This window comes from Pseudomonas sp. SDO5522_S412, from assembly GCF_054071215.1.
The window spans coordinates 10642-26487 of record NZ_JBSVWQ010000019.1 but is presented as its reverse complement, the minus strand read 5'-3'; the positions used below and the strand labels follow the sequence as shown (position 1 = coordinate 26487).

The window sequence follows — 15846 nt, the reverse complement described above, 5'->3', positions numbered from 1 at the left end:
TGGAGACCCCATGACTATCATTGACGACTGCCCCGATTGGCCCGAAGCGTTTGCCCAACGCTATCGCGACGCAGGCTATTGGCGCGACGAGACCTTTGGCGACCTGCTGCGCAACGCCGCCCGCACCTTTGGCGAGCGTGAAGCGATCACCGATGGAACGCTGCGGGTGAGCTATCGCCAACTGGATCAACGGGTCGATCAACTGGCCGGCGGGTTCTCCCGGCTGGGGTTGGTGGCAGGGGACAACGTGGTGGTGCAACTGCCGAACTGCGTGGGTTTTGTCGAAGTGTGCTTCGCCCTGTATCGCCTCGGCGTACGGCCAATCTTTGCGTTACCGGCCCATCGTCATCTGGAAATCGGCCGCTTCTGCGAGTTTGCCCAGGCCAGGGCATACCTCTGCGCTGACGTCACGGCAGGTTTTGATTATCGGGGCATGGCCCGTGGCTTGAAGGCGGCCCATGGCGACCTTGCGTGGGTGATCGTGGCCGGTGAGGCTGAAGAATTCATCGCGCTCGAAGACCTTTATCTGGACGACCCGCAGCCAACCTTTTCTGCGCCGCCCGCGGATGCCGTCGCGTGTTTCCAGTTGTCCGGTGGCTCCACCGGCGTGCCGAAACTGATCCCGCGTCGCCACAATGAATACCTCTACAACGTGCGGACCAGCGCCGAACGTTGCGGCCTGACCGACGCCACGGTGTACCTCGCCGCGCTGCCCATGGCCCATAACTTTCCCATGTGCTGCCCGGGGTTCATGGGCACCTTGCTGATGGGCGGCCGTGTGGTGCTGAGCGGCTCGCCAAGCGCCGAAACCTGCTTCGCCCTGATCGAGCATGAACGCGTGACCCATACCGCGCTGGTGCCGCCACTGGTGCTGGTCTGGCTGGATGCCGCCCAGGCGCGCGGGCAGGGCCTGCCAGGATTGCAACTGCTGCAAGTCGGCGGCGCCAAACTGAGCTTCGAGGCTGCCCGCCGCGTGGAACCCACCCTCGGCTGCCGCTTGCAGCAAGTGTTCGGCATGGCCGAGGGGCTGATTTGCTATACCGACCCCAACGACCCACCGCAACGAGTCCTGCACACCCAGGGCAAACCCATGTCCCCGGGCGACGAAATCCGGGTGGTGGACGACAACGAACAGGACGTGATACAGGGCCAGGTCGGCCAATTGCTGACCCGTGGTCCGTACACGATTCGCGGTTACTACCGCCACCCTGCGCACAACGCCCAGGCGTTTACCACTGACGGTTTCTACCGCACCGGCGACCGGGTAATGCTCACCGACGACGGCTACCTGATGGTCGAAGGTCGCGACAAGGACGTGATCAACCGTGGCGGCGAAAAGATCGCCGCCGAAGAAGTCGAAAACCTCCTGCTCAGCCATCCTGCCGTCGCCGATGTGGCCTTGGTGGCGATGCCGGACGCCTACCTCGGCGAACGCACCTGCGCCTTCGTGATTCCCCGTGGCACGGCACCGCGCCCGCCGGAACTGCTGCGCCATCTGCGTGAGCAAGGGTTGGCGGCCTTCAAGCTGCCGGACCGCTTCGAATTTATCCCCGGTTTCCCGCAAACCGGCGTGGGCAAGGTCAGCCGCAAGCACCTGCGGGAGGCTATCCAGCAGCTGTATTTCGGGGCAAAACAACCTGAGGGAAGCGCCGCCCGTGGCTGATCAAGACTCGCTGCGTGAACTGCTCGCGCCTGTACGTGGCCGGTTGATCTGCGCCATGCTGCTGCAAGCCCTGGCGACCCTGATCGGCCTGCTGCCGTTGATCGCGGTGGCGGAGTTGGCGCCGTCGTTGCTGGACGGAAAACTCGATCTGCACGATGGGTTCTGGTGGTTGTTGGCCGGTGCGGGCGCTTTGCTGTTGCGCATGCTCGGGCTGGCTGCCGCCTTGCAGATGACCCACCTGGCCGACAGCGACCTGCAACGCCAGGTTCGCCAACGGCTGGCCGCGCATTTGGCGCGGGTTCCGCTGGCTTGGTTCAGCGCCCGTGGTGGGCAAAAAGTCGACCGTGTTTTGCTCGACGACGTAGGTGCGCTGCATCAACTGGTGGCGCACTTGCCAAACAACCTCGCCGCCGCATTGGTGGCGCCCCTGGCGTGCCTGTTGTACCTGCTGACGGTAAGTGTGCCGATGACCGTTGTGGTGCTGCTGCCTCCAGCGCTGGCGCTGTGGCGACTGCGAGCCTTGCGCTCCCAGGCTTATCGGGATGACCAGAAGGCACTGGGCGCCGCGCTGGGCAACCTGTCCCTGGCCACCCAGCAGTTTGTGCAGAGCATCGCCATGGTCAAGTCATTCGGCCGGGCCGATCGGGTGCAGTCAAAGTTCTTCGGTGCGGTGGAACGTTTCGCCAGTTTCTTTTCCTGCTGGGCCCAACGCTGGGCCGGGCTTGGGGCGAGTGTCGAGGTGCTGCTTTCGCCGTTGCTGGTGCTGGCCCTGGTGCTGTTGGGCGGTGCGTCGCTGGTGGCTGGCGGTTGGCTGATGCCGGTGCAACTGCTGCCGTTCCTGCTGCTGGGGCCGGCCCTGGCAGCGCCGGTCGCGGCCGTCGGGCATGGTGCGGATGCACTGGTGCAGGGCCGCATGGCCGCCAGCCGTATCGCCACCGTGCTCAACAGCGCGACGTTGACGCAACCTCGCGAATCCCGCGAGCCCAAGGGCCGCCAGGTGAGCTTTGAAGGCGTGGACTTTCGCTACCCCGACGGCACGCAGGTGCTGCATGACATTGACCTGGATCTACCGCCCGGCACGCTGACCGCATTGGTGGGCGACTCGGGCGCCGGCAAATCCACCCTGGCCACTTTGCTTGCGCGCTTTGCCGATGTGAGTGCCGGGGCGATCCGCATCGGCGACGTCGACCTGCGGGACATGCACAGCGCCACCTTGTATCGCCAGGTCGCCTTTGTGTTCCAGGATGTGCGCCTGCTGCGCACCAGCGTCCTCGACAACCTGCGCCTGGCGCGCCCCGACGCCACGCAAATCGAGGTGGAAGCCGCCGCCCGGGCCGCGCAGATTCACCAGCGCATCCTCGCGCTGCCCCAGGGGTATCACACCGTCCTCGGAGCCGGCGTGCAACTGTCCGGCGGTGAAGTGCAACGCCTGGGCATTGCCCGGGCGATGCTCAGTGAAGCGCCGATCCTGATTCTCGATGAAGCCACCGCCGCCAGTGATCCTGAATCCGAAGCCGCGATCCAGCAGGCGCTGTCTCGCCTGGCCCGTGCCCGCACGGTGCTGGTAATCGCCCACCGCTTGAGCAGCATCCAGGACGCCGACCAGATCGTCGTGCTGCAAGGCGGGCGGATTGTCGAGCGCGGTACGCATCACGGCTTGCTGGACCAGCAGGGCACTTACGCCGGGCTGTGGGCCGCTGAGCAGTTTTCGGCGGCCGCACTGAAGAGGGCACGGGCATGATTCGCGCGCTGTTACGCAGCCTGCAACCCCGTGAAGCCGGCTTGTTGCGGCGTGCGCTGATGGCGATGGCGTTGAGTGCGTTGGCCCAGGGCGCAGCGTTGGCGTTGTTGCCGATGGCCTTTGCCCAGTGGTTCGGCAACACCACGCCTTGGGCCTGGGCCATCGGTTTCACCGGCATGGCCTTGTTGTGCCTCTGGCTGCGCCGGTATGCCCAGCTGGCGGGCTATCGCGCCGGTGCCGAAGCAGCCCAGGCGTTGAACCGACGCATTGGTGACAAGCTGGTGCAACTGCCGCTGGAATGGTTTGTGGAGCGGCGCAGCGCTGAACTGAATCGCCTGGTGACTCACACCGTGCTGCAAATCATGAGCACCCCGGCGCACCTTTTGCAGCCAATGGCCAATGCGCTGTTGACGCCTTTGGCACTCCTGCTGGCGCTGTTTTTCTACGACCGCTCCATGGCGTTGGCGGCACTGGCCGCGTTGCCGTTGCTGGTGCTGGTGTACCACTGGGGCGTGCGCTGGGGCGGGCAAGCTGAAGCACTGAGCGAAGCCGCAGCCAATGAAGCGGCGGCCCGGGTGATGGAGTTTCTGCGCCAGCAACCGTTGCTGCGCTCCAGCGGGCGCACCGAGCAAGGTTTCGACCTGCTCACCGAGGCCCTGGCCCAGCAGCAACAGGCACAGCGTCACGCCCACTGGCGCACTTTTCCCGCCGCGCTGGGTTTGGCGGTGGTGTTGCAGGCCGGCTACAGCGCCATCCTGTTATGCGGCCTGTATGCCGTGTTGGGTGGCACCCTCGATGCGGCGAAGTTCCTGGCGCTGGCGATTCTCGCCACCTGCCTGGTGGAGCCAATGGGCGCGCTGGTCAACCTCGGTACCACGTTGCGCCAGACCCGCCACGGCTTGAATCGCCTGCGCCACCTGCTGCAGATGCCGGGGTTGCCTGAGCCTCTCGAACCCCAACCTGCCCTGGGTTACGACGTGCAAGTGCGGGACGTAGGACTGGTCCGCCAGGGCCAGGCGATCTTGCAAGGCATCGACTTCACGTTGCAGGAGCGTTCGCTGAACCTGGTGGTGGGGGCGTCCGGCTCCGGCAAGTCCAGCCTGTTGCGCCTGCTGGCGCGCTTCAGCGATGTAAGCAGTGGCGCGATTCACCTCGGCGGTGTCGACCTGCGGCAACTGTCGGCCCTGGCCCGAGATACCCAGGTCGCCTTGATGTTCCAGGACAGCCCGCTGTTGCCGGGCAGCCTGCTGGACAACCTGCTGCTGGGCCGCCCCGACGCCAGCGAAGAGCAATGGCAGCACGCCGCCCGCGCCACCGGCCTCGACCGCCTCGCCGAGCGCCTGCCCCAGGGCTGGCACACCGTGCTGGGCGAGCAGGGCGTCAGCCTGTCCGGCGGCGAGCGCCAATGCCTGGCGTTGTCGCGGGTGTTGCTCAAGGACGCGTCGCTGATCCTGCTGGACGAGCCGACCGCCGCCCTCGATGCCATCAGCGAGGCGCGGGTCAATCGGACCCTGTTGCAACTGGCCCGCCGGCACACGGTGGTGCTGGTCACCCACAAACCGACCTTGGCGCCCCATGCCGACCAGATTCTGCTGCTCGACCACGGCCAGTTGGCCCAGGTCGGCCGCCATGACGCGTTGATGGCCACGCCCGGCCGTTACCGCGAGTTGTTCCACGAGCGCGAAGCGATCAATCGCTGGCGCTTGCGCCCAGACCCTACCGTTCCCCAAAGGACCGTCCCCCATGACCGATAACCCATCACTGGCATGCGTTCATCCTGCACCCGGCGGCCTCGCACACAGCCCCGAGGCGCTGTGCGCCGGTGTCGCGCAGTTGCTCGACTATGCCCCCCAGGACCTGGAGCCCGATGCCTCGCTGATCGAGCAGGGCCTGGACTCGGTGAGCATGATGCGCCTGCCGGCCTTGCTCGCCCGCGAAGGTGTGCAGGTGAGCTTTGCCGAACTGATTGAGCAGCCGACCCTTGAGGCCTGGTGGTTGCTGATCGACCGCCGTCGCGGGCAGGCGACGCACCTCAAGCCCGTCGCCGCCGACAACGATTTCGCCCTCACACCGTTGCAGCAGGCTTATTGGTTTGGTCGCGACCCGGCCATGCCGCTGGGGGGCGTTGGCTGTCACCTGTATCAGGAGCTGGACGGGTATCAGGTCGACGCTCAACGCCTGGAAAGCGCGGTGATACGCCTGACTCACCGCCATCCCATGCTGCGCGCCTGTTTCCCGAACGCCACTTGCCAGCGCGTGCTGCCGACCAGCCCGTGGCCTGGGTTGACCGTGCATGAACGGCCGGATGAGTTGGCCTTGCGTGAGCGCCTGGCCCACCGCTGCCTGGATGTGCGCCAGGGCGAGGTGTTTGATGTGCAACTCAGCCGCTTGCCCGACGGCCGCAGCCGGGTGCACCTGAACATCGATTTGCTGGTGGCGGACGTCCTGAGTATCAGCGTACTGCTGCGGGATCTGGCGCTGATCTACAGCGGGCAAGAGGCGCAGCTGCCACGTCTGGAATGGGATTTTGCCCACTACCTGGGCGCCACCCGAACCAGCGATGCCGGCGCGCGGGACTACTGGCTGCAACGTCTGGATGACCTGCCCGACGGCCCGCAACTCCCCTTGGCACACGAGCCGCAATCCCTCGGCCCGCCGCGTTTTCGTCGCCTGGCGATGCGCCTCGGCCGCGCGCAGTTGCGAGCCCTGGAAGACCAGGCCCGCCAACACGGCCTGACCCTGGCCAGCGTGCTGTGCTGCGCCTATACCCAAGTGCTGGGCCGCTGGAGCGCCAGCCAGCATTTCCTGTTGAACGTGCCGCTGTTCAACCGCCAGGAGCTGCACCCCTGCGTCCCGCATCTGCTGGCGGATTTTTCCAACCTGGTGCTGCTGGAGATCGACCAGCGCCAGGCGGGTTCTTTCGCGCAGCAGGCGCAAGCCCTGCAACGCCAACTGCACCGCGACATCGCCCACAGCGCCTGGCCTGGTGTGGAAGTGCTGCGTGAGTTGTCCCGCACCCGGCAAGGCGGCGCCCCCGTAGTGTTTGCCTGCAACCTTGGCGAAGCGTTTGTCGACGCCACTTGCCGGCAGCACCTGGGCGAACCGGGCTGGGCCTTGTCGCAAACGCCCCAAGTGTGGCTTGACCACCAGAGCTATCCGCTGCCCGATGGCCTGTTGCTCAACTGGGACGGGGTAGATGCGCTGTTCCCCGAAGGCCTGCTGGACGAAATGTTCACCGCCTATGGCGACCTGCTGGCGTGGCTGTGTACCGGTGACTGGCGCCAACCCGCGCCGCTGCCGTTGCCCCAAGGCCAGCAAGAGGTCCGTGCAGCGGTCAACCACACGCCCTGGGCCTATGACAAAGGCTTGCTGCACGATGGCTTTTTCCAACAGGCGCAGGTGCACCCGCAGCGGGTGGCATTGATCACCGAGGACGCTGAGTTGAGTTACGCCGAGCTGGCGGCCCAGGCCCTGCAAGTGGCAGGTGCCCTGCGCCAGTGGGGGATTGAACCGGGTGATACGGTGGCGATCACCTTGCCCAAAGGCCAGGCGCAAATCGTTGCGGTGCTCGGCATATTGGCGGCGGGCGCGGTGTATGTGCCGGTGGGTATCGAACAGCCGGCAGCCCGTCGCGACATGATCTATCAACGCGCCGGAGCCAAGGTGGTGATCACCGATACGGCCCACCGTGATCGCGGTGTATGGCTGGCGGACTTGCAAGTGGTGGACCTGGCCCAGGCGCGTTCGGCCAGGGCCCTGAAACAACCGATCGAGGTGGCGCCGGACGCACTGGCCTATGTGATTTTTACCTCTGGCACTACCGGCGAACCCAAGGGCGTCGAGGTTTCCCACCAGGCGGCGCTGAACACCGTCGCCGCGATCAACCGGCGTTATCAGGTGGGCGCGGATGACCGTGTGCTCGGGGTTTCCGCCCTCGATTTCGACCTGTCGGTGTACGACCTGTTTGGCCTGCTGAGTGTCGGTGGCGCCGTGGTGCTGCCAGCGGATGCGCGGCGCAAGGAGCCGTCCGAATGGTTGCGGCTGATCCGCCAGCAGCGCGTGACCCTGTGGAACTCGGTACCGGCGTTGCTCGACATGCTGACCCTCAAGGCCCGCGAGCCGAATGCCCTGAGCGGATTACGCCTGGCGATGGTCTCGGGTGACTGGGTCGGGCTGGACCTGCCACGCCGCCTGCGATTGGCAGCCGGCGAAAGCGCCCGGTTCGCCGCTCTCGGCGGCGCCACTGAAGCGGCCATCTGGTCCAACGTCCAGGACGTCGACGAAGTGCCGGCTCACTGGCTCTCGATTCCCTACGGCAAACCCCTGGATAACCAAAGCTTTCGAGTCGTCGACAGCCAGGGCCGCGATTGCCCGGACTGGGTGGCGGGGGAGTTGTGGATCGGCGGCGCCGGGGTTGCCCAGGGCTATCGTGGCCTGCCGCATCTCAGCGCCCAACGCTTCGTCGAGCACGCCGGGCAACGCTGGTACCGCACCGGCGATCAGGGCCGTTATTGGCCCGACGGCAGCCTCGAATTTCTCGGGCGTATGGACCAGCAGGTCAAGGTCCGTGGCTTCCGCATCGAACTCAGTGAGATCGACGTGGCCCTGGAACGCCATCCGGCCGTCAGTCGTGCCGTCACCCTGGTGTTGCCCGGGGCCAACCCGCAGTTGGCAGCAACCCTGATGGGCGACGCGCTGCCGGATGCCGAAGCCATGCGCCAGTGGCTCTGCCAATGGTTGCCGGAACACATGTTGCCGGACCACTGGCTGAACCTCACCGAACTGCCCCTGAGCGCCAACGGCAAGGTCGACCGCGCCGCACTGCTGTGGCTGGTGCAGGAGCAACGCCAGGGCGCCAGACCCGAGCATGAAGACGCGCCTCAAGGCGAAGCCGAACAACTGTTGGCCGGGCTCTGGCGCGAATTGCTCGACATTCCCCTGGTGGGACGCAACCAGGGCTTTTTCGCCCTCGGCGGCAACAGTCTGTTGGCCGCTCGCCTGATCGAACGTATCGCCCGACAGTTCGACGTCGAACTGTCGCTGAAGGACTTTTTCAACGCGGCCACCGTCGCCCGCCAGGCCCAATGGCTTGTCGCCCGACGAGAACAGGACCACGTCAACCGGAACGCAATGGTGGAGGGTGCGCTATGACACTGCAGCAACTGCAACAGGACCTCGAAGCACTGGGTGTGGAACTCTGGGAAGAGCAGGGCCGCCTGCGCTACCGGGCGCCCGCCGGGGTGATGGATGAAGGCCGCCTGCAACAATTGCGCGAACACAAGGACGCGTTGTTGCAGCAATTGATGGAACCGGTGATGCCCACCGTCTCGGCCGACCTGGCTGCCCGCAGCGAACCGTTTCCGCTGACCGACGTGCAGGCCGCTTACCTGATGGGCCGCACCCAGGCATTCAGCTACGGCGGGGTGGCGTGCCACGGTTACCTGGAATTTGAACTCAGGGAACTGGACCCGGCGCGCCTGGAGCAGGCATGGAACCATCTGATTGCGCGTCACGACATGCTGCGGGCGGTGGTGCTGGAAGACGGCTACCAACAAATCCTGCCCCAGGTGCCGCATTACCTGATCGCCCGGCATGACCTGCGCGAAGACGACGGCCGTGCACTGGCCGCTCTGCGCGAACGCATGGAAATTCGCCTGGCGTCGCCCCAGCAGTGGCCGCTGATCGAGTTGTGCGTCAGCCAGGGCCGTGAACATGCGCGCCTGCATCTCTCAGTGGATCTGCTGGTGTGCGACTACCAGAGCGTGCGCATGCTGTTGGCCGAGTTGCAGCAGGTCTATCGTGGCGAAGCCTTGCCGCCGGCGGCGCCCATCAGTTTTCGCGACTACGTACTGGGCGAGCGCCGGTTGCGGGAACAGCCGCGTTACCAGCGTGACCGCCAGTACTGGTGGGCGCGGGTCGACAGCCTGCCCGGTGCTCCGGAATTGCCCATGCAGGGCGCTCCCAGCGGACCGCGTTTCGAGCGCCGCGCCCTGAACCTGGAGGCCCGGGATTTCAACGCCCTGCGCCTGAATGCAGCGGCGGCCGGCGTGGGTGCGTCGGCGGCGATTCTTTCCTGCTATGCCGAAACCCTGGGGCGCTGGAGCCGCAAGGGGCATTTCTGCTTGAGCCTGACCTTGCTCAATCGCCTGTCGCTGCACCCGCAGGTCGATCGGCTGGTGGGGGATTTCAGCTCGGTGGAATTGCTGGAAGTCCAGACCCTGCAAGGCGGCAGCTTTGGTGAACGCAGCCAGCAGTTGCAGGAGCGACTGTGGCAAGACATGGACCACCGCCTGTGTTCCGGCATTGAAGTACTGCGCGAACTGGCGCGGCGCAAAGGCCGTGATGCGGCCTTGATGCCCTATGCCTTCACCAGCACCCTGGGCGCCGGTGGCGAAAGTGGCGGCGGGGCATTTATGCCCGGCGCAGAACTGGTGCACGGCATCAGCCAGACCCCGCAAGTGTTGATTGATTGCCAGGTCAGCGAGCGCGACAACGGCCTGTTCATCAATTGGGACATTCGCCAGGGCGTGTTCAATGAGGCCATGCTGGAAGCGATGTTCGACACCTTCGAACGTCTGCTCAAGCGCTTGGCGCGGGAGCCTTCGGCCTGGACCCTGGACGATTGCCTTGAACTGCCGGCACCCCAGCGACTGGTGCGGGAGTTGATCAACCAGACGGCGCAGCCGATTCCCCCAGGCTTACTGCATGAACCGTTCTTTCGCCAGGCCCGGGCGCAACCCCAACGTGTCGCCCTGATCCAGGGCGCGCGACAGCTCACTTACGCGCAACTCGCCGCCCGTGCCGAGGCGATTGCCGAGCAGTTACTGGATGGCGGTTGCCAGCCCGGCGAGCGGGTCGCGGTATGCATGGAAAAAGGCATCGACCAGGTGGTCGGTGTACTCGGGATCTTGCGGGCCGGCGCGGCGTACCTGCCGCTGGACACTAATCAGCCGATGGCGCGGCGCGCGTTGATTCTTGAGAACGCCGAGGTCAGCCGGGTGCTCAGCCAGTCGTGGTTGAGCGAGGACGTGGCCTGGCCCGCCCAGGTGACCCAGTGCATACCCGTTGATCAGGCCGCAGCCAGTGCCGGACGTGAACTGCCGGCGCCGCAGGTGACACCGCAACAACTTGCCTACGTGATCTACACCTCCGGCTCCACCGGGATTCCGAAGGGTGTGATGATCAGTCACCAGGCGGCCCTCAACACGGTGGTGGATATCAATCAGCGCTTCGCCATCGGCGCCGAAGACCGGGTACTCGCCTTGGCCAGCCTGGGCTTCGACCTCTCGGTGTACGACATCTTCGGCCTGCTGGCCGTAGGTGGCGCCCTGGTGTTGCCCGACGCCGGACGCCGCGCCGACCCGTCCCACTGGGCCGAATGCGCCCGCGAGCACGGTGTGACCCTGTGGAACTCGGTGCCCGCGCAGTTGCAGATGCTTGCCCATTACCTGCAAGCCGTGCCGGCCGCGGCACCTCAGAGCCTGCGCCTGGCCTTGCTGTCCGGCGACTGGATCCCGCTGAACCTGCCCGCCGAAATCGCTGCGTTGTTGCCTGAGCTCCAACTGATCAGCCTGGGCGGCGCCACAGAAGCGGCGATCTGGTCGATTGCCTATCCAATCACCGAGGTGGACGCACAATGGCGCAGCATTCCCTACGGCGCGCCGCTGGCCAATCAACGCTTCATGGTGCTCGACGAACAAGGCCGCGATCGCCCGCAAGGCGTTGCCGGTGAGCTGTTCATCGCCGGCACGGGGTTGGCGATGGGGTACCTGGGGGACGCGGAGAAAACCGCCGAGCGTTTTATCGAGCATGCCCACAGCGGCGAGCGGCTGTACCGCACCGGCGACCTGGGGCGCTACCTTGAAAGCGGGTTGATTGAGTTCCTTGGCCGTGAGGATTTCCAGGTCAAGGTTCGCGGGCATCGCATCGAGTTGGCGGAAGTCGAAAGTGCCTTGCTCAGTCATCCTCATGTCGAATCGGCCGTGGTGGTCGCTGCGGGCGAGGGCGCGTTCGAGCGGCGTTTGCAGGCCTGCGTGCGCGGGACTTTGCGTGATACTCCATTGCCTTGGCCGACCCGGTTGGCACCCAACGCCTTGGCGGCGGCCAACGGCGTGAAAGGCCAACTGACGGAAGCGCTGATTACGCAGATGTCCGATTGCGTCGAGCGTGCCGCGTTGCTCTCCATGGGCCTGGCCCTGCAACGCCCGGGGCTGTTTGATCAACCGGGCGTCGAGCACGACCTGGCCCAGATCATGAGCCTGTGCGAAGTGGCGCCACGCAACGAACGGCTGATCCGCCGCTGGCTGCAAGCGCTGCATCGCGAACAACTGGTAGACCGCAACCCAGGCACCGGCGCCTATTCGTCACTGCGGGTCTCGGGTGCTGAATACCGTCAGCTGTGGCAGCGCATCGAGGCGCTGGAACCGAGTGTGGGCTGGGGCGGTGAAGTGCTGCGCTACCTGCGGGAAAGCCAGGAGCAATTGCCTGCCCTGATGAGCGACCGGCTCGACCCGTTGCACTTGCTGTTTCCCGAAGGCCGTACCGACACCGCCGAAGGCGCCTATCGCAAGAACCTGATCAGCCAGTACCTGAACCAGGCGGTGTGTGCGGCGGTGCAGGAAATCGCCGCACTGCAACCGGCGGGCTGGCGTCTGCAGTTGCTGGAAATCGGCGCAGGCGTGGGCGGCACCAGTGCCGACCTGATTCCGGCCCTGGACGGCTTGGCGGTGGACTACCAGTTCACCGACCTGTCGCAGTTTTTCCTCAACGAAGCGCGGGAGCATTTCGTCGAGTTTCCGTGGGTCAGCTACGGGCTGTTTGACCTGAACCTCGACCACTGGGCCCAAGGCATCGCCGCCAACTCCCTGGATGTGATTCTGTGTGCCAACGTGCTGCACAACTCGCGGCATGCCAGCCAGGTACTCGCCCGGCTGCGGGAAATGCTCGCCCCCGGCGGCTGGCTGATCTTTATCGAAGCCACCCGCGACACCTACCAGATCATGGCGTCCATGGAGTTCAAGGAGGGCCTGACCGCGTTCGAGGATTTCCGCGCCGAGCAGGACACCACGTTCATCCGCCGCGAGCAGTGGCAGCAACTGTTGCAGGAAGCCGGCGCGCAGACGCCGCTGTGCATGCCGGCAGCTGACGATGCGATGTCACAGATCGGCCAGCACCTGTTCATCACGCGCTTCAAGACCGAGCGCCAGACCCTTGAGCCGGAGGCGTTGCGCGCGCATCTGGGCCAGCGCCTGCCGGATTACATGGTACCCACCGAGTGGCGGGTACTGGATGAAATGCCGCTGACGGTCAACGGCAAAGTCGACCGCCAGGCGTTGGCCAACCTCGGCATGGCCCAGGCCACGCAACAGGCCAACAGCGGGGCTGCACCGCTGGATGCGCTGGAGCGCAGTATCGCAGAGGTCTGGCAAACCCTGTTGCGGGTGCCCAGTGTGGGCCGTGAACAGGGCTTCTTTGAGTTGGGCGGTGATTCATTGCTGGTGGCGCAGGTGGTTGGTCGCCTGCGGGAAAGCCTGCCCCAGGCCCGTAACGTGCCCTGGGGGGATTTGCTGCGCCAGTTGATCAACCAGCCCACCGTTGCGGCCCTGGCGGATTACCTGCGGGGGCAGGGCAGCGAGAGCCTGTCGCCGCTGGTGCGGATTCGTGAGGAGGCGCAAGGCCCGGCGCGGATCTTTGTCCATGATGGCAGCGGCACCCTGGCACCGTATCGCGCGCTGTTTGCTGCACTCGGGGAAGAAGCGCCACTGGAGGGGCTGGTGCTCAATGATGTACCGGGTTACCTGGCTCTGGCACCGGCTACGGCGATTCGTGAACTGGCCGAGCGTTATGCCGACACCTTGCACGCCGAAGGCCGGCGCCAGGTGAGCATCGTCGGTTATTGCCTCGGCGGGTTGCTGGCGACGGAGCTGGCGTCATGCCTCGCGGCGAGGGACATCGAGGTGCTGCAACTGACAGTGATCAGCAGCTACCGCGTGCCGTTCATGATCGAGGATGACCTGCTGGCGGAGTACGTGTTCGCCCGCGTGATGCAGGCCGACCCGCACACCCTGGGTTACCCGGTGGATGAACAGGCGATGGAGCGGGCGATTGCCAAGGTGCTGCGCCAAACTCCGGGCCGCGTGCCCCAAGGTGCGTTGCTGGCGCTGCAGGATGAGCCCGACTGTGCCACGGCCCTGGCCTGCCTGCGGGCCCTGGCATCCAAGTCGGCAGATGAGCGCTTGCAGGCAATTGCAGACGCGATGCGCCATGCCGGCTCGCAACTGAGCGACCTGGACTGGCTGCGCGAGCAACTGCAGGTGCTGCGCCACAGCCTGGCCGCCGTCGCCTTGCATCAGGCCACGCCTTACGACGGTGACATGGTGTTTATCCGCCAGTGCGGTGAAGTCCAGGTACTGCCCGGCATGCACCGCGACATGAGCCAATACTGGCAGGCCCTGTGCCTTGGCGAATTGCAGGTGGTGGACGTGCCGGGCGACCACTTCAGCTGCATGCAGAGCCCCCAGGTCGAAGCCGTGGCCCGCGCGTTCGAACGGCTGGCGCAGGTGGCGGCGTGAGAGTCGGGATTGTAGGCGGCTATGGGCATGTCGGTCGGCAGGTTGCGCGGGTGCTGGTCGGTCATTGCCGCTTGCGCCTGGGCGGTCGCGACCCTGGGCAAGGGCAGCGTTTTAACGACGGCGAGTTGAACGGGCAGGCCGAGATCCGTGAAGTGGACCTGTGGGACGCCCAAAGCCTGGCGGCGTTTTGCAGCGGCTGCGACCTGCTGATCAATTGCGCGGGCCCCAGCTACCAGGTGCTCGACCGGGTGGCGCTGGCCGCTTTGGCCAGTGGCGCCGATTACATCGATGTCGGCGGCGATGATCCGCTGCATCAGCTGCTGCCCGCTCAGTTGCCGCCGGGTCGTCGTGTGGTGTTATCAGCCGGCATGTTGCCCGGGCTGTCGGGGTTGTTTCCCAAGGTGCTTGCGGCGTCGTTCGAGCGCGTCGATGCCGTGCATTGCTATGCCGTCGGACTTGGGCGGTTGTCGACAACGGCGGCCGAGGACTTTCTATTGAGCCTCGGCAACGGCTATGGCCAGGCCTCGATGGGCTGGTGCGATGGCCGTGCAATCAAGTCCGCCGTACTCGTCGATGAACACTTCGAGCGGCCCTGGCTGGTGGGCGGTCCCGTAACGGCCCACCCGTATCTAACCACTGAGCAACAGCGCTTGTTTACTGACTTGCGGGTGCGCGAAGCCCAGGCCTACAACCTGTTCGACGGCGGCCACCTGCGGGCCGCACTCGGGCGCATTCAGGGCTCGCCACCGGCTCTGCGACACACGGCAGAGAACATTGCCGCCCTGGTACAGGCCAGTGCGCTGGACCTGGCAGGGCGCACGCCTTACCAGTTGCTCGCAGTCGAAATGGCAGGCCTGCAACACGGCGAACCGCAGCAGGCCACCGCCTGGTTGCGTGCCGCCGACGGCTCGGCGTTGACCGGCACAGTGGCGGCAATCTGCGCCCTGCAACTGGCCAAACTGCCCGAAGGCACGCACTACGCTGCCCAGGTGATGGACGCCGATGACTGCTTGCGCCAGGTGCTGCGCTGGTTGCCGCAGACCCGGATCCACGTCACCACTGAACTGGAGGAGGGCGTGTTATGAAGAAAATCCCCAGCCCATGGCTGCGACGTTACCCGCAGCATCAAACGCCGCGTTGCCGATTGGTCTGCCTGCCCCACGCCGGCGGCAGCGCGGGATTTTTCAGCGGTTGGCAGGCACTGTTGCCGGCTGACATCGAACTGGTCAGCGTGCAATACCCCGGCCGCGAAGAGCGCCTGAGTGAAACCTGGCCCGGCAGCCTGGAATGGATGGCGGGCACTATTACCCGGGCGCTGTGGGACCTGTCCGACCGGCCGCTGGTGCTGTTCGGCCACAGCATGGGTGCGGCGCTGGCCTATGAGGTGACGCGGCGCCTGAACCGCCAGGGCAAGGACCTGCAACGGCTGATCGTCTCCGCCCATCCGGCCCCTCACCGGCAACGTCACAGCCAATTGCACCAGGGCCCAGATGCCGGTCTGCTGGCGGATGTGCGGCGCCTGTCGGGTGGTGCGCCATCACCCCTGGACGAACCCGAGATGCAGGCACTTTACCTGCCCGCATTGCGCAATGATTACCGCCTGATCGAAAACTACTGCGGCGATATCAGCGAGCTGCTGGACGTGCCCGTGAGCGTATGCCTGGGCAGCACCGACCGCGAAGTCGATCGGGAGGAAGCCCATGCCTGGTCGGAAGTGACGCGCCAGGTCACCGACTTTCGAACCTTCAACGGCGGGCATTTTTACCTGCGCGACAGCCAGGCCGACCTGATCGAGCACCTGGAACTGTTGCTGGGCAGCCCCGCCGAACCGGCGTGGCAGTGCTGGCCGTCGACCCCATGACCGGAGAATC

7 protein-coding genes are annotated in these 15846 nt (G+C 65.6%); all 7 read left to right on the top strand.

Annotated elements, in window-relative coordinates; all coding sequences use genetic code 11:
• Positions 1–10 precede the first annotated feature (10 nt).
• Genes ACW9I6_RS07130 through ACW9I6_RS07100 form a run of 7 tightly spaced genes read left to right on the top strand, consistent with a single transcriptional unit; the run spans position 11 to position 15836 of the window.
• Positions 11–1663 (top strand): (2,3-dihydroxybenzoyl)adenylate synthase, encoded by a 1653-nt coding sequence (locus tag ACW9I6_RS07130; RefSeq protein ID WP_003218428.1) that lies wholly within the window; start codon positions 11–13, stop codon positions 1661–1663.
• Positions 1656–3404, top strand: coding sequence for an ABC transporter ATP-binding protein (locus ACW9I6_RS07125; protein WP_003218426.1), 1749 nt, complete (start codon positions 1656–1658; stop codon positions 3402–3404). Before ACW9I6_RS07130 ends, ACW9I6_RS07125 begins: the two co-directional genes overlap by 8 nt.
• Complete coding sequence (locus ACW9I6_RS07120) at positions 3401–5158, top strand: ABC transporter ATP-binding protein (RefSeq protein WP_003218423.1); 1758 nt, start codon at positions 3401–3403, stop codon at positions 5156–5158. Before ACW9I6_RS07125 ends, ACW9I6_RS07120 begins: the two co-directional genes overlap by 4 nt.
• Positions 5148–8555: a non-ribosomal peptide synthetase gene (locus tag ACW9I6_RS07115; protein ID WP_457339100.1), complete on the top strand. Its 3408-nt coding sequence runs from the start codon at positions 5148–5150 to the stop codon at positions 8553–8555. Before ACW9I6_RS07120 ends, ACW9I6_RS07115 begins: the two co-directional genes overlap by 11 nt.
• Positions 8552–13975 carry a non-ribosomal peptide synthetase gene (locus tag ACW9I6_RS07110; RefSeq protein WP_003218420.1) on the top strand — a complete coding sequence of 1808 codons (5424 nt, stop codon included), beginning with the start codon at positions 8552–8554 and terminating at the stop codon, positions 13973–13975. Before ACW9I6_RS07115 ends, ACW9I6_RS07110 begins: the two co-directional genes overlap by 4 nt.
• The gene (locus tag ACW9I6_RS07105) at positions 13972–15060 is read left to right on the top strand and encodes a saccharopine dehydrogenase NADP-binding domain-containing protein (protein WP_023658858.1); all 1089 of its coding nucleotides are present in this window, start codon (positions 13972–13974) and stop codon (positions 15058–15060) included. Before ACW9I6_RS07110 ends, ACW9I6_RS07105 begins: the two co-directional genes overlap by 4 nt.
• Positions 15057–15836 (top strand): thioesterase II family protein, encoded by a 780-nt coding sequence (locus ACW9I6_RS07100; RefSeq protein WP_003218418.1) that lies wholly within the window; start codon positions 15057–15059, stop codon positions 15834–15836. The genes ACW9I6_RS07105 and ACW9I6_RS07100 overlap by 4 nt, the downstream gene beginning before the upstream one ends.
• The last annotated feature ends 10 nt before the right edge of the window (positions 15837–15846 follow it).

What these genes read in the sequence shown, in the direction of transcription:
- ACW9I6_RS07100 (WP_003218418.1), top strand. Translation starts at nt 15,057, where the DNA reads ATGAAGAAAATCCCCAGCCCATGGCTGCGACGTTACCCGCAGCATCAA.
- ACW9I6_RS07130 (WP_003218428.1), top strand. Translation starts at nt 11, where the DNA reads ATGACTATCATTGACGACTGCCCCGATTGGCCCGAAGCGTTTGCCCAA.
- ACW9I6_RS07110 (WP_003218420.1), top strand. Translation starts at nt 8,552, where the DNA reads ATGACACTGCAGCAACTGCAACAGGACCTCGAAGCACTGGGTGTGGAA.
- ACW9I6_RS07115 (WP_457339100.1), top strand. Translation starts at nt 5,148, where the DNA reads ATGACCGATAACCCATCACTGGCATGCGTTCATCCTGCACCCGGCGGC.
- ACW9I6_RS07120 (WP_003218423.1), top strand. Translation starts at nt 3,401, where the DNA reads ATGATTCGCGCGCTGTTACGCAGCCTGCAACCCCGTGAAGCCGGCTTG.